This window comes from Streptomyces sp. NPDC020299, from assembly GCF_044387825.1.
Taxonomy (GTDB): Bacteria; Actinomycetota; Actinomycetes; order Streptomycetales; family Streptomycetaceae; genus Streptomyces.
The window spans coordinates 31,611-48,414 of record NZ_JBIRWL010000011.1 but is presented as its reverse complement, the minus strand read 5'-3'; the positions used below and the strand labels follow the sequence as shown (position 1 = coordinate 48,414).

Genomic DNA, 16,804 nt, shown 5'->3' with positions numbered 1-16,804 from the left:
CGGTCCCGAGCCGGACCTTGAGGAATCCGCTGTGGACGAGCCCGGCGACGCCGCCGATGACGGCCAGGAGCGGGACGCCGCCGAAGTGATCGGGCTCCTTGGCGCCCTCGCGCAGGGCGTGCGCGGCTGGTTCACCTGGTGCAGTAACCGCATCGGCTCCGGCCGAACGTACACGCTGCACGCGGTGGCCGTGTGGGCGGCCGGCTACTACAGCCTGTGGGTGACCTGGGCGGTCGTCATCAGCCTCGTTCTGGCCGTCGGGCTGTTCATTCCGCACGAGCCTCTGGACAGGCTCTCTGCCCGCATCGAGCAGCTCGGTAACCAGCGCACGGCACCGGCCGACGAAGCCCCCACCCTGGGGGAGAGCGGCGAGCCCGGCGAGGAGGCCCCCATCGACCCCCTGTCCGGCCTCCTGTGGCGGCTGATCGGGGAGGCCCCCGGCGTGCACCTGAAGACCCTCGCCGAGGCCCTCGCCCGGGCCGCTCAGGCGGCGGGGGAAAAGCCCCCTTCGCGGGCCGACGTGGAGGCCAAGTTGGAGGCCCTCGAGATCCCCCTGCGGGCGTCCGTCCGGGATGCCCGCGGGAAGGTGAACCGGGGGGTGCACCGGGATGATCTGACAGCATGGGAACGGTCCCGCTCCCCGACCGAGGCCCCTGCCGTAGCAGAGGCGTGTAGCGATGGCGGAGAAGCCGCCTGACCTGCACTGTCGCAGATCGTAGGAAGGCGTAGCGGGCCCGTAGTAGCAGCCCTCGCCCGGCCTGGAGACTCTGATGCCGTTCCTGTACACCTGCGCACAGTGCCGCACCCAGGCGCCAGCCAGACGCGACGAGCGCGAGGACGCGGAAGCTGACAGGCAGGAGCACCGCGACCGCGTGCACGGCGGCCACGCCCCCCTCGACGGCGACCGCATCGACCGCGTCCACGCCGCGAGTCGCGGCGACGGCCTCCTGCCCCGGCACGCCGGTATTGCCGCGCTCGTCCTCCTCGCCCTGGTCCTGGCGAACTGCTGGGGCCGCTGACCATCGAAGGGGTCCTCATGGACTTCATCCGCTACCGCGTCGAGGACGAGGACGGCACGTTCCTCGACGAGTTCACCACCAACGCGCCGGACTTCGCGCAGGAGCGCATCGGCCGGATCCGGAAGTACCGGCCGAACCTCACGGTCGCTGAGACGCCGGACAACGACTGACCCCAGAAGGGAGACTGACCGGTATGAGGCACGACGAGCGGTACGTCGAGGGCGTCGACTACGACGAGGACGACCTGGTCGACGACGATGACGGCGAGGAGTGGCAGGAAGGCCAGTGCGACATGTGCACTGGTTCCACGCCGGAGGACTTGAAGCGGGCCTCCGAGCCTGGCGCTCTGATCCCGGTGTGCGCGTGCGCGATCGGGCAGGGCGCGCCGCCGGATGAGTGCCGGTGCGGGCCGGAGGAGGACTGACTATGGACGACACCACCCTCGACCGCGCGGCGGCAGAGCGTGTGCACTACGCCACCGATCCGCGCATTCGGCAACTCGCCGAGGCCCGATGGCGGCTGGAGACGGGCGGCAGCCGGCAGGACTGGCTGATGCTGGGCAAGGACAACCCGGAGGCGCTGATCGCCGAAGCCCGCGGCTGGGTTCGCGCGGCCGTCGCTGCGGGGATCCTGCCGCCGCCTGAGCCCCCGGATCCGCGGATCGAGGAGGCGTACGAGCAGATCCGTCGCGAGCGCGGCTACTGACCGGTCTGCCACACTGCGTTCAGGCCCTTGCCGTGTCACCCCCCGTCGCGGCAGGGGCCGCCGCACGTCGGGGTGACCTCGGCGCCCGGCCGCCGTTGATCACGGTGTGGAGATGCGACTCGGTGTCGAGGGCGGCCCGGCTGACGGCCGCGAGGTCGTCGTGGAATCCGTGGACGGGGTACCGCCCGACGAGCAGGAGCTCGACGGCGCCCGGTACGTACTCCGCTGGTTCGGCGTCAACCCGCACCCGGACGCCGCCTGGCACTACTGCTGGGCACGCTCTTGACCGGCCGCCTCGATCCGGTCGGCCGGCCGGGGCACCGCGCGGGCCATCCACCGGTCGCCGCCAACCTGGACGGGCAGCATCACGGGCACCAGGTCGAGCTGCACGAGCTGCTCCAGGCCCTCGACGCACTCGTCCCGGGTGTCCGCCTGGACGCTGTACCGGATCGTCATGGATCGAGTGTGGCGGGACGTACGGGATGTCGGGCCGGAATTCGCCAATCCGGGTCACAGCACGGACACAACACCCCATGCCAGACGCACCGGCGCGCATCATGCCTACCTGCACAAGCACCTTGGGGGAACCATGCGCCACCGCAAGCTCGCCATCCTCGCCGCCGCATTCGTCATCGCCGCCGGCGCTGCCGTCGCCGTCTGGCTGATGCTCCGGCCGTCGTACGACGACGTGGTGAAGGGCTGCCAGAAGGCCCTTGCCGAGCAGTACAAGGCTGACGAGAAGGGGAAGCCCGACGCCTGCAAGGACGTGCACGCGGACGACTACGACGCGCTCGTGATGCAGGCGGCAATGGATCACCTGGGCTGGACGGACGAGAACGGCGACTTCGACGAGAACAAGATGCTCGACTCGGTCACCGAGACGCCGTGATCTATGGCGGTCAAGTGTAGTGACAGGCGCGCACGCTGGGGCGTAGCGTCCAGTCAGCGGCAGTCGTGGGATCCGCTCGCCGAGCCCAGGCGGCCCGGCGCTGCGGACGTTCTCCCTCGCGCGGCTGCCGCGTAGACATGATGCGGCCCCGCCGGATTGGGCGGGGCCGTCGTCATGCGGTGGGCTCCTCGTCCGGTCGCTCGGGGTCCGTGCCGTAGAAGCCTTCCAGCTGCACGTTTAGCTCCGCCAAGTCCGGATGCTCAGCCAGTTGGCAGACCTCGGCTTCCGTGAGGAGCTCAGCGAAGCGCCTCATCGTGCGGGTGGCCAACGTCCGCTCGGCTGCCATGTCCAGCTCGGCGGCACGCTTACGGTGCAGGCCCGCGAGAATGCGGAGTTGGCGCGCCCTCAGCTCGTACCGGTCAGGCTTCTCGCTCATGCACTCTGCCCCTTCCTCGGCCGGCCGCCCTTGCGTGCGCGACGCGTTGCCAGTTCCTCCTCGGCGGCGGCGAGTTCGGCGAGCTCTTGCTCGTTGCCGTTCTGCTTGATGAACGTGCGCACGTGGTCGACCAGGTCAGCACTGCGGTCGACGCCGTGCCGTTCGGCCGCGGTGCCGTAGGCGTCCCACATGCGGCGTGGGATGCGGAAGCGGGTGACGAAGGTGTGGTCGGTGGCCTCTGACATGCCGCTCATGTTCCCACAGAGTTTCTTACCCGAATAGCTTGTGTGGCTACACGGTTAGCGATACTGTGTAGCCACACGGAAACGAGCAAGGGGACGCAAGATGATCGCCGCTAACCGCACCCGCCACGCCACCATCCGCGACCGCGCTCGCACCCACCGCGCCGCCGCAAAGATCCGCCGCCACGGCACCGCCACCCTCGCCACCCACTGCATCGCCGCCGGCCTCCGCGTCAAGGAAGCCCGCTCGGTCGCCGGATCCCTCCGCGACAACGCGGCCAAGGCTGGCGTAACCGGACAGGCCGGGGTGAGCTACGCGAAGAACGTCCAGGCCCGCGCCTGCACCCGCTACACGCCGGCCGACGTCGCCCGCATCGCGGTCATCTACCGGCCGCGGAAGCCCGCCTACAAGGTCGCCGCCGCCCGCCTCGCCCTCGCCGCCTAGGAGCCCGCCATGCCCCGTTCTGAGAACCTCGCTGCCACGTCCGCCAACGGGCTCCGCGACGAACGCGAAGCCTGCCTGCTACTGACCACCGACGACTACGCGGGCAGCGAGCGTGTGAAGGAATTCCACGCCGACTACGCCGACCGGATCAGCGACGAAATCGACAGCCGAAACAACGCCTGAGGATCACGATGCGCACCTACGCCACCGCCCAGCTGATCGGCGACTGCAGTCACCAGTGCGACGCAACCGCCACCTACACGGCCCCGTCCGGCGCCCAGGCGTTCGTCCTCTGCGACGGCATCGGCTCCAACGACGCGGTACGCCGCTGGACCCGCGCGCAGGCCCGCCGCCTCGCCGTGATCGCCGCCCGCAAGGGTGACGCCGAGACCGGCCTGCGCTCCCTCTACAACCACATCGCCGCCCAGCGCGCCCAGCGAGACCCATGGACCCGCGACGAGATGCCCAAAGCCTGCGCGCTGGTCGCCGTGACCGCGCCCGACAGGCCGATGACCGTCGCGTGGTGCGGCGACGTGCGCGCCTACGTCCTGGTCCGTGGCACGGTGCAGCGGCTCACCGCCGACCACAACCTCCGCCGGGTCTGGCCGCCCCGCAATGGGAGGCCGGGCGGGAACCGGAACCGGATCACCTCCTGCCTCGGCGCGATCGAGACCGACGAGGAGACGATGAACCTGCACAACCACCCGGCGATCGAGTCCGTCACCCGCGGCCCGGAGGACTGCCGTCTCCTCCTCGCCTCCGACGGCGCGTACGAGCCCCACGAGGACGCCGGCCACCAGCTGGCGAAGTTCCTCATTGGCGACGTCGACGAACTCGCCGAGGCGTTCGTCGACACTGCCGTCGCAACCGCCCGCGCCGTCCCGGACCCGTACGCGGACAACGCCACCGCCCTCATCGCCGACATCCGCACCGCCGCCTGACCCGCCACCCCGAGGGTCCACCCCGAATTCCTTCGCTCAACGCCCACGCCGCAACGGAAGATGGTCCGCATGACCGACCTCGACAGCCTGATCCCGCCCGCCGACCTCGCCGCCGCAATCGAGGCCGGACACGTCACCCGCAAGACGCACCCCGCCCTGCCTCTGTCGATCTACACCTACACGAGAGAGTGTCAGTACGGGCACATCTGGACACCCGTCACCATGCGGTGCCGTGGCCTGATCGCCGACGACCAGGCTGGCCATGTGGTCGCGCTGCCGTTCCCGAAGATCTTCGTGACGGCCATGCACGGCGTGCACGACTTCGCCCCGCCCCTGCCTGCCGAGCCGTTCGAGATCTTCGCGAAGGCCGACGGCTCCCTGATCATCGTCTTCCACTACGACGGCCGCTGGCACGCCGCTTCCAAGGGCAGCTTCATCTCCGAGCAAGCCCAATGGGCGCAGGCCGTCCTCGACACCGCAGACCTGTCCGGCCTCGACCCCGAGCTGACGTACCTGGCCGAGGCGATCTACCCGGACAACCGGATCGTCGTCGACTACGGCCAGCGCGAGGAGCTCGTACTCCTCGCCGCCTACCGGCCGGCAGACGGCACCGAGGAGCCGCTGGCGACAGTCGCCCCGCATTGGAAGCCGATCGGCCCAGTCGTCCGGTCCTGGGGCCTACGCGACGGTCTCGCGGAGCTGGAGCAACTCGCCCTGGCGAGCACCACCCTGGACGGGGTCACTGTCGGCGGTACCGACGAGGAGGGGTACGTCATTCGCTACGCCTCCGGCGCCCGAGCGAAGATCAAGCTGTCCGCGTACCTGACCCTGCACAAGCTGTTCACCGGCACGAACGAGCGGACCATCTGGGAAGTCCTCGCGTCCGGCCAGGACCCGGCTGTCCTGTTCGACCAGGTGCCCGACGAGTTCGCCGACTGGGCTCGCACCGTCGCCGACCAACTGCGCGCGGAGCATGCCCGTATCGTCGACGAGGCTGCCACCGCCTACGCCGACATCATGGCCGCCCTCCCCGCCGACCCCGACCGCAAGACCTTCGCTCTCGAAGCGGTCAAATCCTCGCACCGGTCCGCGCTGTTCCTCATCCACGACGGCCGCAACGATGCGGTCAGCGACTGGGCGTGGAAGCAGATCAAGCCGCGCGGCGACAAGCCGTTCAAGACCGACGAGGAGGGCTGACCATGCCGACGATCCACGTCATGTCCGGGCTGCCGGCCAGCGGCAAAACGACTGCCGCGCGCAAGCTCCTCGCCGAGAGCGGCGGTCGTATCCGCCGGATCAACCTGGATGATCTGCGGGCAATGTTCGACAACTACGAGGGCGGCCGGACCTGGTCCCGAGCCCACGAGCAGACGGCCCTCGACGTCCAAGACGCAGCCGTGCGGGCTGCGATCGACGGCGAGTTCGATGCCGTCGTGGACAACACGCACCTGACGCCGCACATCCCGAAGCGTCTCAAGGCGGCCGCCATGGGCCGAGCCACGTTCGTGGTCCACGACTTCACCCACGTGCCGGTCGAGGAATGCCTGCGCCGCGACGCCGCCCGGGAGAACGCCGTCGGCGAGGACGTCATCAGGCGCTTGCACGGAAACCACGTCAAAGCCACCCGGAACGGCTGGCGGCTCACCGATGCGTGGATGAACGACACACCACCCGTCGAGCCATACCTCCCGGACCCCGGACTACCGTCGGCGATCATGTGCGACATCGATGGGACGCTGGCCCTGATGGGCAACCGCGGCCCCTACGACTTCACGCGCTGCGGCGAGGATGCCCTCAACGAGTCGGTGCGCCGGGCCCTCGTCTCGTTCCGGCTGGCCAACAACGACGAGATCGTCCTGCTGTCCGGCCGCGGTGAGGAATTTCGTGAGCAGACCGAGGGCTGGCTCACTCGCCACGCGGTGCCCTACGACGAGTTGTGGATGCGCCCGGCAGGTGACACGCGGCGCGACGACATCGTCAAGGCCGAACTGTTCGATGCGCACCTGCGGCACCGGTACAACGTCCGCGTCAGCCTCGATGACAGAGACAGGGTGGTCGCGCTCTGGCGACGCATGGGCCTGCCGACATGGCAGGTCAACTACGGCAACTTCTGACGACTGACCCGCGTATTTTGAGGGCCCGCCCCCCGCACTGGGACGGGCTCTCACCGCTTCACGGTCAAGCCGCTCCGGGGCGTGCCGCCTGCCGCCGCTGCCACCATCGGTACCCGGCCCGCGGGGCCTCCCAGTACACGGCCCGCAGAAGCCAGTAGCAGCCGTACATCGCCCAGTAGCAGAGCCACAGCTCGAACCACAGCAGGTAGAACAGGCCCTTGAATACGGCCACGGCCAGGCCGGCGAACCCGGTCGCCGCTCCACTGACTGGCAGTGATACCCGGAGCGGGCCGATGCCGCCCGACAGTCGAATCCCCATGATCGCCCCCGACTTGGCGCGCTCGTGGCGCGCAGCGTGGCGTGACGCTACATGAACATTCGTTGCACTGGGGCCGGTTCCTCTCGAACGCACCATCACAACTCCGCCACATCAGCATCACACGGGCATCCCATCGGCCACCCTCGCCCGCATGAGACGAACCCTCACCGCCGCCGCAACCGCCGTCGCGCTGCTCGCCGGGCTCGCGGGATGTAGTAACAGCAGCCCGGCCAGCAGCACCGGCTCCGGGAAGGGCAACGCCGCCGCGAGCCGCCCGCTCACCGCCAGCACCGCCTTCACCCGGCTCTCGTCGAAGGTCGCCTCAGCCAAGCTGTCCGGCACCGTCACCGCCGCCACCGACCCGAACCACCTCCTCGGCCGGCCCGGCCAGTACACGTCGAAGGTCACCTTCACCGACAGTCGGATCAAGGCGGCCGACGTCGAAGGCACCAAGGAGGGCGACGTCGACCGCGGCGGGGCGGTCGAGGTCTTCGCCGACCAAGCCGCAGCACAGGCACGGGCGAAGTACGTCCAGGCCGTCACGAAGTCGCTGCCCGCAGCCGCCGAGTACGACTACGTCCACGGCAGCGTCCTCGTTCGGGTGTCGCACTACCTCACCCCGGCGCAGGCCGCCGCGTACAAGACCGCCACCAACGGGCTCGGTGAGTGACCCCATGCGACGAACCTTCATCGCCGCGGCTGCCACTCTCTTCCTCGCCGGCGTCACCGGCTGCTCCAGCAACTCAACTCCCACGAGCGACGACAAGCCCGCGGCGGCAAGTCCGAGCAAGCCCGCGGCTGCGAGCCCCAGCAAGGCGCACGCCGGGGACCCGGTGCCGTACTTGTACGACGTCGACGATCACCGGTACTCCCGGGCCAAGGTCGAGGGCCTGGTCCAGCGGATCGGGTCACGCTGTACGGATGACGTGCTGGGGCTGGAGTACAGCGCCACCAGCACCGCGTTGGACCTGGTCGACACCGAACACCATCAGGACGTGTACCGGGTGCTCGACGAGCTGGTGACCGGCCTCCCGGACAGTGACGGGAAGACGTGGTGCGCGCCCCTGCTGTCCGACGTTGGGAAGCGGATCAAGGCGCAGCGTGTGGCCAGCGAGTCGCCGACCGCCACGGCATCGCCCACCCACCGGGCCACACCGAAGGCTGCCGTCCGCCCGCCGGCACCAGCTCCGGCCACGCACCACACGACCGCGCCGCCCGTCGATGACCACGGTGGGGCGACCGCCCTCTGTAACGATGGCACGCTGTCGTACAGCGCCCACCATCAGGGCACGTGCTCCCACCACCACGGTGTCGCCCAGTGGTACCAGTGACGATTGCGCACGGCTCCGGGTGAGGCGAAGGCCGCAGGGCACCACCCCTGCGGCCTTCGCTGCGCCTGGACCCACCAAGACACAGGACCATGTCCAGCATGCACGCGGCCGGACGATGGGGTGGCCCCTCTTCGCAGGTTGGCCGCCAGAAAGCCCTGCGGGTGGGGAATTCACGGGCCGGATTCCGGCCGGGCCGCATACTGGCCGCATGACGGACACCTACGTGCGCCTCCCGGACGCCACGGTGCAGGCCCTCGACGACCAGTTGAAGGCCCTTGGCTGGGACCCGGAGTACGTCACCGACTCCGAGATCAAGATGACCTTCCCGGACCCGGCCACGGGCCACGCGATGAGGTTCTCCGAGTTCTGGCTGTCCTGGCGCCTGGTTGACGGACGGCTGGCCTTCGGTATCGGCGACGACTACGGAGCTCCCGAGCGGACGCGCCTCGACTGGCGCACCCGCCTCAACATCGAAGCCGACGCACCCCCGGAAATCGTGGCCGCAGCGGCCGACCGGGCGATGCATCTGCTGTGGCACTGCGACGAGCGAGACGCCCTCAGGGAGCTGCACGAGAAGTACATGCTGCTGGGTGCCATGGAGATGCGGATGAAGGAACTGGGTCGTCGGCTCATGGTGACGCCGGGGATGGTCCGGGAAGCGCTGAAGCCGAGCGGACGGTGGACGCCGTGACGGCCGAGCCGTCGGATCTGGCCGACTTCTTCGCGCTCCTCGACAAAGCGCAGGCGGAACGCGAGGTACGCGAGGCTGCGTACCGGGCGCGGCTGGACGAGGCGTGTCCGGCGCTCGCCGCCCAGCTGACGGAGACGCTGCTCCCGGCGGACATGCGCGCCGCCGGGATGCGGTTCGAGTGGGAGGCGGAGCGGTGAGTGACACGGTTCGGGTGGGCCTCAGTGACGACTACTACCTGGGCGAGCAGTTCGTTACCGAGCCGCAGTCCTGTTGGTCCGAGGAGAACGTGTACGAGGTGCCGCGCGAGCAGGCAGAACGCTGGCAGGCTGCCGAGAGCGCCTGGGCTGAGGCTCAGGAGGAGATGGGCGCTGTTATGGGCGAACGGCGGCAGCAGCGAAACGCCGCACGCGCCGAATCGCAGCGCCGGGAGGACGAACGGCGCGCCGAGATCCGACGCGGACTGTACAGCGGGAGGAAGCGGTGACCGACATCGACCGGATGGTGGTGTGGCTGCGGGAGGCCATGGACGCGGCCGGGCTCGCGGCACGGAAGGCTGCCGAGCTGTGCGGCTGTCATCCGGCCGCTCCGTTGTGGACGTTCGGCGACGAGACGACGGACGGCCGGATCCTCGTCGTCGACGACCCGCACCCGGGGATCAAGCGGAAGATCGGGCGACGGTGGAACGGCTCCTACGAGGGCGTGTTCATGGCCGAGCACGTCGTACGCCACGACCCTGCCGCCGTGCTGCGCAGGATCACCGCCGACCGGAAGCAGCTCGACCTGCACGCCCCGGTCACCGTCGAGTACAACGACGACAGCCCGACCAGTTACGGCTGGACCGAGGAGACGACGTGACCGACGCGCTCACGATGCGTCTCCTCCGATCCGGGGTGCTGGCCCCACCGAACCGCCTCGATCCGCCACACCAGTGCTGCTGGATCATCGACGGCGACGACTACGAGCACTGCGGCCTGTGGTGCGACCACGATGGCGATCACGTCCCCTACACGCCCGGCGCCTACCTGCCGCCGCCGATCATCAGCCCACTCGGCCTCCTCGCTCTCCAACGCTGCCGTTGGAGCTGCCTGGTCTGCCCGCTCTGCGGAAGACGAGGCGAGTACGTCAGCTGCGACCCTCCATTCCGGGTCCGGCGGGACGGCGACGGTTCCACGTCCTGGTACGAACCCGATGACGGGCCCGGTGACATCGAGATCCTCTGGCAGTTCGAGCCGTGCGGCTGCGAGGGTCGCGAGATCCTGCCCGATCTGGCAGTCCCCGGCGAGTGATCACCAGATAGGCACACTAGGTCTCACCACCCTCAGCACACCCGGGAGACCCACATGCCCGACTCCCCGCTCGACGACTACGCCTGGCCCACCTGCGCCTGCGGACGCCAACTCCGCAACGACGAACTCGACCGCATCGCCTGCCGCCTCTGCCAAGACCGCGCCGACCATGCACTCCGTGCCCTCCCCGGACCCGCCGGCCTGTACGCAGCCCTCGCCACCGTCCTCGCACCCGGCTCCGGTGGGGGTGCCGTCCGCGTCACCGGCTCCCGCACCGCGCCGCTCCCGCTGCGTCTCGAACCCCTCAGCCTCACTGCGCGCGGTGGTGTCGTCACTGTCCTTCAGACGTGGCTCGTCGATTGGCACGAGCGTCTCGGCTGGCGCCACCCACGCTGGGAGGGTGGCCTTCAACAGCAGCTCGACCAGGTCGTGAAGGCACTTCGCATCAACTTGGAGTGGGCCGCCACCGAGCACCCCGCTTTCGTGGAATTCACGCGGGAAGCCTGCGATCTGGTTCGCCAGTGCGAGCGGCAGATCACCGGCGAGCGCGCTGAGCGACCGATCGCGGTGGCGTGTCCGTGTGGCACGGTGCTACGGGTCACGGTGTCCACGCCAGGCGTCCGGTGTCGTGGCTGCAGTACGCAGTACGGGCGGAGTGAGGTGCTGGATCTGCCGCTTGCGGAGCGGGTCGCCGCATAGCTGAACCGCTCTCCAGGTTGGACGTGCGATCTCACGCTTGCGTGTGTGTTCGTCTGTATGTCACAGTGCCCTCAGCCGGAACTACGTGTGTCCGCATCCGCTTCAGCCCCCAGCTTCCGGCCGGGGGCTTTCTGCATGTCGGGGGTGTTGATGCGCCCGAGTGAGTTGTATGCCGAGGATCTCGTCTTCGAGCACGAGGCGACCGCCGAGACTGGCGTTCCTGGCCCGGTGATCCGGCAGTGGGCCCGGCGCGGGAAGATTCAGAAGTTCCAGGGCGACGGCCGGCTGACCGGTAACGGTCATGAGTTCAAGACCATGTACGCCCTCCCCGAGGTTCGTGAGCGGGCCAAGACGTACCGGCCGATGCCGCAACGACGTCCGGCCGCCACGTAATGCCCTCGGAGGTGCCAGTGCCTGACGTCGAACCGTCCCCGTTCTGCTCGTACCGCCCGGTCGCCGGCGAGAGGCTGGCCGCCGCCTGTGTCGAGTGCGGCCACGCCCTGGCCGTGCATATCGGTGTCGAGCACTGCCCGGTGTGCGAGCTGGTGCACCGCAACGAACAGGTGAGAGCCCTCGTCGGCGACAGCCGCGTGCACATCGAGGTGACGGGACTCGATGAGCGGACGTTGGAGCGAACTGTGCAGCGGGTCCTCGAACGGGACAGGCGCCGTCGCGCCGCCCTGACCTACCTCCGATAGTCGTCCGCCGTCGTCCGCGCTGAGGGTCGCAGGCGGCGGCGGATCACCAACGCCAGCAGGCAAGGGGGCGGCACCGATGCAGCACCACACCGTCCAGCAGCTCGACCGCGGCCCACGTGCCGGAAAGTGGATCTACAGCGGCGGGAACGCCCGCATGGGCCGCTACGCCGAATGCTGCTCCGAGGCGTGGCTGGAGATGCTGCAGACGCCAGCCGATCAGCGCGACTCCTCCCCGGCCTGGGAGCGGATCGGCCACGACACCGCCGAGGAGGCGTACGCCCACATGCGGGCGGTGCTCCTCGACAAGCTGCGCCTCGACGCCCAGTACGCCGACTGGGCCGGGTGCCGCGCGCCTGCCACGGACGGCCCGTGCGACGTGCCGACGAAGCACGGCGCTTCCATCCCACCGATGCACTTCGAGGCGCCGCTCTGCGATGACCACCGGACGCGGGAGACGGTTGAGGCCATGTGGCAGGGGCCGGGCGACTGGTCCGGGTCGTGGTGAGCCCCGACGGGGAGGCCACACCGGCGTCCGTCGAGCCGCTCACCGTGGACGGCGCTCTGGCCAACGCGGTCCGGCTGCTCCAGAACGCCGAGATGCAGACGGACCACGCGCTCATGGCCAGACTGGAGAGCCTCGCCGACAGCTGGATCGCCATCGCCCGCACCATCGCCGAGCGCGGCTGACCCTGGCAGGAGGTGCCCCGGTGGCGTCTCTCCTCGGTTCCAGCATTCCGCTCGACTGCCCAGCGTGCGAGGAGCCGGTCACGGTGCCGGTCCGGCAGGTTGGCGCCGCTCGGTCCTCGGTGACCGTCACGATCGACATGAGCTCGTTCCGCGCGCACATCGCCGACGCCCACCCCACGGCCCGGGAGGAGTTGGCCGGTGAGCCGTAGCCGGGCCAACGTGCCCCACTCCAGCGAACTCCGCATGGTCATCCGCCGCGCCGACGGCACGATGCACGATCACGGCGTGGTCGACGCGCACTACCGCAACCCGTTCAGACAGGCCTGGTGGCTGTACGTCCGCCGCCCACTCGCCAACCGGCGCATCCGCCGCTCGAACCGCACCGCAGGAAGGGGCTGACCCCACCATGGCAGTCGTGACAGCAAAGGGCCGTGAGGTCATCCTCAACCGGCTCAAGGGCTCCGGAAACGAGCCCCTGAACCTCGGCTGGGGCAACAACCCCGCCTCACTGACCGAGGCCGCCACGGACGTGGCCATGTTCAAGGAGGCCGCGGAGTCCCGGGTGGCCGGCACGTCGTCGCTCGTGACGACGTCCACCTCCAACGACACGTATCAGGTGACGGGGACGTTCACGTCGGCGTCGGGGCAGACGATCGCCGAGGTCGGACTGTTCGACTCGTCGTCGAAGCCGACGGCCGTCGACACGGTGCAGGGCGGCTCGGGTGTGATCGGCTCCTCGTCCTCGACGAACCTGGTCGTCGCGAACGGCGCCAACTTCAGCACCAACCAGTACATCCAGGTGCGCACAGAGGTAATGCAAATCTCGAGCATCAGTACCAATACTCTGACGGTCACCCGCCACCAGAACGGCAGCACCGCGATCTCGACGATCGCGTCCGGCGACACGGTGACCGGCGGGAACCCGCCCGGCAACACGGCGGTCACCGGCGGCAGCATGGCCTTCCACTCGGCGCACGGGTCTCAGGTGCTGAGCTCCGGGGACCAGGTGAGTTACACCCTCAAAGTCCAGCTCACGTAGCGAACTGGCTGCCGCCCCTGATCCCACCACCCAGTCAGGGGGCACGCGGTGGCGATCTCGTACGTGAACACGGCCACGGCGACCACCTCGACGCCGTCGGCGACTTCCCTCGCCTGCAACGTGCCCGCGAACACTGCTGACGGTGACGTGATGGTGGCGATCACGTCCCGGCCGTCGAGCTCAGCAACGGTCAGCACCCCCACAGGCTGGTCGGCGCTGCCCAACTTCCCCACTACGAACAGCAACGGTACGGCCTTGTACGGGTTCTACCGCGTCGCCTCCAGCGAACCCGCGTCGTACACGTTCAGTTTCTCGGTCGGGAAGATCTGCATCAGCATCAGCAGCTACCGGGGTGTCGACAACACCACTCCGATCAACGCGAGCTCGGCGACGGCAGACACGACGAACAGGTCGGCGCACGCCAGCCCGTCGATCACAACCACGGTCGCGAGTTGCTGGCTGATCGCCGGGTACTGCGACCGAGGCACGGCCAGCGCCAGCACCTGGTCCACCCCGACCGGCCTGACATCCCGGTCCGGGAACCTGACGACGACGGGCACGAACAACAACAGCCTGGCGACGTTCGACAGCAACGGCGGCCAGTCGACCGGCTCGTACAGCTACTCGTCCACTGCGTCCGCATCGCAGTCGAACGCCTGCATGTGCACCGTCGCGCTGGCTCCGGCCGGGCCGACGCCGCCGATCGCCCCGCTACTTCTGCGCCAGGCCGTGGCGCGCTCCGCCCTGCGATAGGAGGCGCCCGGTGCCCGGGATCTACCCGTACTCGGTGACGACCGCGAAGATCACCCTGTCCGCGTCCGCGACGAAGAGCCTCATCCTCATCGCCCCCGGCTCGCCGGGCCTGCGCCTCACCGAACTCGGCGTCTCCCTCGACGGATCGGCGGCGGCGACCGGCGTGCAGATCGACCTGTACCGGGTGGCCACCCTCGGCAGCCCGGCCGGATCCAGTGGCACGCTGGCGAAGCTGACGGATGAGAACCTGCCGTCCGCGTCCGCGTCCGCGTTGACGGCGCTGACGACGGAGCCGACATCGGTGACCATCTTGCGCTCCTGGATGGTCGCCCCGTTCGGCGGCATGTTCGGCATGCAGGAAGTCCTCGACCGCGAGGTCGGCGCAGCATCCTCCGGGGCCCGGATCGGCCTGCGCTACACCACCGCCGCCTCCGTGACGCCGGGCTGCGTGGCGTACATGTCGTTCGTGGAGTAGCTCGATGTCGCGCTTCGGACGGGCCCGCCCGCCCGCACCGGTCGTCATTCCGCCCGTCCGCTACGCAGGCTCCGGCCCCACCGTGTACGCGGTCAACGCCGACGCATCCGTGACACTCGCGGCCGGCGCCGGCCGCAGCTCGCTGCTCACGCTGGCGGCAACGGCGGCCCTCGCCGCCGGCGTGCTCCGCGCGCTGCTCCTGGGCGTCCTCACGGCAGTGGCCAGCACGACCGCGACCACGACCCGGCTCATCAGCCAGCGGCAGACCGCCACCGCGACCACCAGCACCAGCTTGCTCCGCACCGGGACCCTGCCGCGGTCAGCCAGTTGCTCCGCCAGCAGCCTGATGCTGCGGCAGACCGGGCTTCAGCGGGCTGCGTCCGTCGCCACGGCGGCGACTGCGGCGCGGGCGCTGGCCCTCGGTGTCCTACTGGCCACGGTCACCGTTCCGGCGGCCGTACGCCGGGCCGTACTCCTGGCCCGGGCTGCCACCACGGCGGGCATCGCGGGTGTCGGCCGACTGCTGACCAGCGCACTCACAGCCACTGCCTCCACGGCGGGCGCAGCCAGGCGCACGGCAATCCTGGCCCGCGCAGCAGCCGTCACGACGACGGCCGGCGCGATCCTTGGGCGCAGCCTCACGGTGGTCCTCGACGCGGCGGTTGGCATCACCGCCGCCGTGGCGCGGGCGGCGGGCCTCTCACGGCCGGGCACCGTTGCGGCCGGCGCGGCCGTACTGCGGCAGACTGCGCTCGCGCGTGCGGCCAGCGCGCTGTCCGCTGCGGTCGTGGCTCGGACCGCCGGGCTGGCCCGGGCCGGGCAGACGTCCACGGCAGCAGCTCTTCAGCGCGGCGCGACGCTAAGCGCCGCGGTCGTCGTGGCCACGCTCGGGCAGGCCCGCCGCCTCACCAACGTCGCCCGCACGGCCACCGCCAACGCCACCGCCGCCGCCCTACGCGGCCTCGTCCTCGCCATGAACGTCGCCTCCAGCCTGACGGGCGGCCTACGGCGCGCTGGCCAGCTCGGCGCGCCGGCCACGGTGAGGACGGCTGGACAGATCGGTCGGGCCGCAGCGCTGGCCCGGGCCGCCACGGCCACGCTGACCACCACGGTGGCCCGCGGCAACGCCTACCTGCGCACCCTCGCCGCAACCGTCACCACCACCGCAACGGCGAACATCAGCCAGCTCGCCCACGGCATCCTCCTCGCCGCCACCACGACCACCACAGCGGCCACCCTCCGCGCCACGAACCTCGGGGCCACGGCGGCTGCCAGCACCGCCAGCGCCCTACGCCGTACGGCAGCCCTGACCAGCGCGGCCACCGCCGCCGTCCAGAGCAGCCTCACCCGGGCCGCCGGCCTCACCGGGACGGCGGCCGCAAGCACGACTTCGGCGGTCCGCCGTACCGTCGGACTCGGACGGCAGGCGTCGGTGACCGGCACAGCGGCCGTACGGCGCGCGACCGGCGTCGCCCTGGCGGCAGTCGCTACGGTGGCCGGGCTCGTCGGCCGGGCTGCCGGGCTCTTCGCGCAAGCGCCCGCGCCCACCAGCGGCAGCACCAGCCGCAGCACCGGTCTCACCCGGGCGGCGGCCGTGACCACAGTGAGCCGGGCGGTCCGGCTGCTCCAGCAGATCGCCGCCGCAGTCACCGCGACGACGGCCACCGCCACCGTGAGCGGCGCGGCCCGCCTCATCCTCGCAGCGGCCGTCACCGCCAGCGCCGCGGTCTCGCGTCTGACCGGCCTCACGCGGGCGGGCGTCATCGTGCCGGCCGCCGCCACAGTGCGGCGTACGGCACTCACGGCCTACCGGGGCACGGTACTGCTCGCCGCCACCATGGTGTCCGGCCGCCTGTACGCGCTCGCTTTGCAGGCCGTCGCCCAGCTCACCGGCGCGGCCAGTGCGGTCCGCGCGAACCTGCGGCGCCTGACGGTCGCGGTGCGGGGCCCGTTCACCCGCTGGCAGACGCAGGAAGGCCCGGCACGGTGGCGGTCCTGGCTCACCGGCAGCCGCTGGAACGCCGACGACTGAAGG

Annotated in this window: 34 protein-coding genes; 30 read left to right on the top strand and 4 right to left on the bottom strand. The window is 70.2% G+C overall.

The genetic code is table 11. The features are described from left to right. The first annotated feature begins 31 nt into the window (after positions 1–31). The 6 genes from ACH45E_RS26565 (at position 32) to ACH45E_RS26540 (ending at position 2,010) form a co-directional block, all read left to right on the top strand. Positions 32–697: a hypothetical protein gene (locus ACH45E_RS26565; RefSeq protein WP_361448548.1), complete on the top strand. Its 666-nt coding sequence runs from the start codon at positions 32–34 to the stop codon at positions 695–697. 73 nt (positions 698–770) lie between these two features. Continuing rightward, positions 771–1,019, top strand: coding sequence for a hypothetical protein (locus ACH45E_RS26560; RefSeq protein ID WP_361448551.1), 249 nt, complete (start codon positions 771–773; stop codon positions 1,017–1,019). A gap of 17 nt (positions 1,020–1,036) precedes the next feature. Beyond that, positions 1,037–1,189, top strand: coding sequence for a hypothetical protein (locus tag ACH45E_RS26555; protein WP_361448554.1), 153 nt, complete (start codon positions 1,037–1,039; stop codon positions 1,187–1,189). 23 nt (positions 1,190–1,212) lie between these two features. Continuing rightward, a complete protein-coding gene (locus ACH45E_RS26550) occupies positions 1,213–1,443 on the top strand; it encodes a hypothetical protein (protein ID WP_361448557.1) in 231 nt (76 codons plus the stop codon). 2 nt (positions 1,444–1,445) lie between these two features. Next, the gene (locus ACH45E_RS26545) at positions 1,446–1,724 is read left to right on the top strand and encodes a hypothetical protein (protein ID WP_361448560.1); all 279 of its coding nucleotides are present in this window, start codon (positions 1,446–1,448) and stop codon (positions 1,722–1,724) included. 112 nt (positions 1,725–1,836) lie between these two features. Further along, positions 1,837–2,010, top strand: a complete 174-nt coding sequence (locus ACH45E_RS26540) for a hypothetical protein (RefSeq protein ID WP_361448563.1) — start codon at positions 1,837–1,839, stop codon at positions 2,008–2,010. Here ACH45E_RS26540 and ACH45E_RS26535 read toward each other — a convergent pair. Next, entirely contained in the window at positions 1,989–2,180 is a 192-nt protein-coding gene (locus ACH45E_RS26535) for a hypothetical protein (RefSeq protein ID WP_361448566.1), read from the bottom strand. The genes ACH45E_RS26540 and ACH45E_RS26535 overlap by 22 nt on opposite strands. Positions 2,181–2,313: 133 nt before the next feature. Here ACH45E_RS26535 and ACH45E_RS26530 point away from each other — a divergent pair, with 133 nt between their 5' ends. Next, positions 2,314–2,613, top strand: coding sequence for a hypothetical protein (locus ACH45E_RS26530; protein ID WP_361448569.1), 300 nt, complete (start codon positions 2,314–2,316; stop codon positions 2,611–2,613). A gap of 172 nt (positions 2,614–2,785) precedes the next feature. Here ACH45E_RS26530 and ACH45E_RS26525 read toward each other — a convergent pair whose 3' ends face one another. Together ACH45E_RS26525 and ACH45E_RS26520 are read right to left on the bottom strand one after the other, a co-directional pair. Continuing rightward, positions 2,786–3,049, bottom strand: a complete 264-nt coding sequence (locus tag ACH45E_RS26525; protein WP_361448572.1) for a hypothetical protein — start codon at positions 3,047–3,049, stop codon at positions 2,786–2,788. Next, a complete protein-coding gene (locus ACH45E_RS26520; RefSeq protein ID WP_361448575.1) occupies positions 3,046–3,294 on the bottom strand; it encodes a hypothetical protein in 249 nt (82 codons plus the stop codon). The genes ACH45E_RS26525 and ACH45E_RS26520 overlap by 4 nt, the downstream gene beginning before the upstream one ends. A 100-nt stretch (positions 3,295–3,394) precedes the next feature. On the opposite strand from ACH45E_RS26520, the gene ACH45E_RS26515 reads away from it, so the two are divergent. The 5 genes from ACH45E_RS26515 to ACH45E_RS26495 all read left to right on the top strand — a co-directional run bounded on the left by ACH45E_RS26515 (position 3,395) and on the right by ACH45E_RS26495 (position 6,791). Beyond that, positions 3,395–3,736, top strand: coding sequence for a hypothetical protein (locus tag ACH45E_RS26515; protein WP_361448578.1), 342 nt, complete (start codon positions 3,395–3,397; stop codon positions 3,734–3,736). Between the two features lie 9 nt (positions 3,737–3,745). Beyond that, a complete protein-coding gene (locus ACH45E_RS26510; RefSeq protein ID WP_361448581.1) occupies positions 3,746–3,919 on the top strand; it encodes a hypothetical protein in 174 nt (57 codons plus the stop codon). An 8-nt stretch (positions 3,920–3,927) separates the two neighbouring features. Further along, positions 3,928–4,677, top strand: coding sequence for a mucin-2 (locus tag ACH45E_RS26505; RefSeq protein ID WP_361448584.1), 750 nt, complete (start codon positions 3,928–3,930; stop codon positions 4,675–4,677). A gap of 69 nt (positions 4,678–4,746) precedes the next feature. Then, positions 4,747–5,874: an RNA ligase gene (locus ACH45E_RS26500; RefSeq protein ID WP_361448587.1), complete on the top strand. Its 1,128-nt coding sequence runs from the start codon at positions 4,747–4,749 to the stop codon at positions 5,872–5,874. Between the two features lie 2 nt (positions 5,875–5,876). Continuing rightward, positions 5,877–6,791 carry an AAA family ATPase gene (locus ACH45E_RS26495; protein WP_361448590.1) on the top strand — a complete coding sequence of 305 codons (915 nt, stop codon included), beginning with the start codon at positions 5,877–5,879 and terminating at the stop codon, positions 6,789–6,791. A 64-nt stretch (positions 6,792–6,855) separates the two neighbouring features. Here ACH45E_RS26495 and ACH45E_RS26490 read toward each other — a convergent pair whose 3' ends face one another. Then, a complete protein-coding gene (locus tag ACH45E_RS26490) occupies positions 6,856–7,110 on the bottom strand; it encodes a hypothetical protein (RefSeq protein WP_361448593.1) in 255 nt (84 codons plus the stop codon). A 151-nt stretch (positions 7,111–7,261) separates the two neighbouring features. On the opposite strand from ACH45E_RS26490, the gene ACH45E_RS26485 reads away from it, so the two are divergent. The 18 genes from ACH45E_RS26485 to ACH45E_RS26400 all read left to right on the top strand — a co-directional run bounded on the left by ACH45E_RS26485 (position 7,262) and on the right by ACH45E_RS26400 (position 16,801). Further along, the gene (locus ACH45E_RS26485) at positions 7,262–7,780 is read left to right on the top strand and encodes a hypothetical protein (RefSeq protein WP_361448596.1); all 519 of its coding nucleotides are present in this window, start codon (positions 7,262–7,264) and stop codon (positions 7,778–7,780) included. A 4-nt stretch (positions 7,781–7,784) separates the two neighbouring features. Beyond that, on the top strand, positions 7,785–8,441 hold the full coding sequence (locus ACH45E_RS26480) for a DUF3761 domain-containing protein (RefSeq protein WP_361448599.1): 657 nt from the start codon (positions 7,785–7,787) through the stop codon (positions 8,439–8,441). 208 nt (positions 8,442–8,649) lie between these two features. Then, positions 8,650–9,132: a hypothetical protein gene (locus ACH45E_RS26475; protein WP_361448602.1), complete on the top strand. Its 483-nt coding sequence runs from the start codon at positions 8,650–8,652 to the stop codon at positions 9,130–9,132. Then, on the top strand, positions 9,129–9,329 hold the full coding sequence (locus ACH45E_RS26470; protein ID WP_361448605.1) for a hypothetical protein: 201 nt from the start codon (positions 9,129–9,131) through the stop codon (positions 9,327–9,329). The genes ACH45E_RS26475 and ACH45E_RS26470 overlap by 4 nt, the downstream gene beginning before the upstream one ends. Continuing rightward, entirely contained in the window at positions 9,326–9,616 is a 291-nt protein-coding gene (locus tag ACH45E_RS26465) for a hypothetical protein (RefSeq protein WP_361448608.1), read from the top strand. The genes ACH45E_RS26470 and ACH45E_RS26465 overlap by 4 nt, the downstream gene beginning before the upstream one ends. Then, positions 9,613–9,987: a DUF6221 family protein gene (locus ACH45E_RS26460; RefSeq protein ID WP_361448611.1), complete on the top strand. Its 375-nt coding sequence runs from the start codon at positions 9,613–9,615 to the stop codon at positions 9,985–9,987. The genes ACH45E_RS26465 and ACH45E_RS26460 overlap by 4 nt, the downstream gene beginning before the upstream one ends. Beyond that, positions 9,984–10,418: a hypothetical protein gene (locus ACH45E_RS26455; protein WP_361448614.1), complete on the top strand. Its 435-nt coding sequence runs from the start codon at positions 9,984–9,986 to the stop codon at positions 10,416–10,418. Before ACH45E_RS26460 ends, ACH45E_RS26455 begins: the two co-directional genes overlap by 4 nt. A 54-nt stretch (positions 10,419–10,472) precedes the next feature. Further along, positions 10,473–11,117, top strand: a complete 645-nt coding sequence (locus ACH45E_RS26450) for a hypothetical protein (protein WP_361448617.1) — start codon at positions 10,473–10,475, stop codon at positions 11,115–11,117. A gap of 87 nt (positions 11,118–11,204) precedes the next feature. Beyond that, on the top strand, positions 11,205–11,510 hold the full coding sequence (locus ACH45E_RS26445) for a hypothetical protein (RefSeq protein ID WP_399041571.1): 306 nt from the start codon (positions 11,205–11,207) through the stop codon (positions 11,508–11,510). Between the two features lie 17 nt (positions 11,511–11,527). Next, a complete protein-coding gene (locus ACH45E_RS26440; RefSeq protein WP_361448623.1) occupies positions 11,528–11,815 on the top strand; it encodes a hypothetical protein in 288 nt (95 codons plus the stop codon). 76 nt (positions 11,816–11,891) lie between these two features. Beyond that, entirely contained in the window at positions 11,892–12,320 is a 429-nt protein-coding gene (locus tag ACH45E_RS26435; protein ID WP_361448625.1) for a hypothetical protein, read from the top strand. Then, positions 12,314–12,502, top strand: coding sequence for a hypothetical protein (locus ACH45E_RS26430; RefSeq protein WP_361448628.1), 189 nt, complete (start codon positions 12,314–12,316; stop codon positions 12,500–12,502). Before ACH45E_RS26435 ends, ACH45E_RS26430 begins: the two co-directional genes overlap by 7 nt. Before the next feature lie 20 nt (positions 12,503–12,522). Then, positions 12,523–12,711: a hypothetical protein gene (locus tag ACH45E_RS26425; protein WP_361448631.1), complete on the top strand. Its 189-nt coding sequence runs from the start codon at positions 12,523–12,525 to the stop codon at positions 12,709–12,711. After that, the gene (locus tag ACH45E_RS26420; RefSeq protein WP_361448634.1) at positions 12,701–12,901 is read left to right on the top strand and encodes a hypothetical protein; all 201 of its coding nucleotides are present in this window, start codon (positions 12,701–12,703) and stop codon (positions 12,899–12,901) included. Before ACH45E_RS26425 ends, ACH45E_RS26420 begins: the two co-directional genes overlap by 11 nt. 7 nt (positions 12,902–12,908) lie before the next feature. Beyond that, positions 12,909–13,541, top strand: coding sequence for a hypothetical protein (locus ACH45E_RS26415; RefSeq protein ID WP_361448637.1), 633 nt, complete (start codon positions 12,909–12,911; stop codon positions 13,539–13,541). Positions 13,542–13,589: 48 nt separating this feature from the next. Continuing rightward, complete coding sequence (locus ACH45E_RS26410) at positions 13,590–14,294, top strand: hypothetical protein (RefSeq protein ID WP_361448640.1); 705 nt, start codon at positions 13,590–13,592, stop codon at positions 14,292–14,294. 10 nt (positions 14,295–14,304) lie between these two features. Beyond that, positions 14,305–14,769 carry a hypothetical protein gene (locus tag ACH45E_RS26405; protein WP_361448643.1) on the top strand — a complete coding sequence of 155 codons (465 nt, stop codon included), beginning with the start codon at positions 14,305–14,307 and terminating at the stop codon, positions 14,767–14,769. A 4-nt stretch (positions 14,770–14,773) separates the two neighbouring features. Then, positions 14,774–16,801 (top strand): hypothetical protein, encoded by a 2,028-nt coding sequence (locus ACH45E_RS26400; protein WP_361448646.1) that lies wholly within the window; start codon positions 14,774–14,776, stop codon positions 16,799–16,801. Positions 16,802–16,804 lie beyond the last annotated feature (3 nt).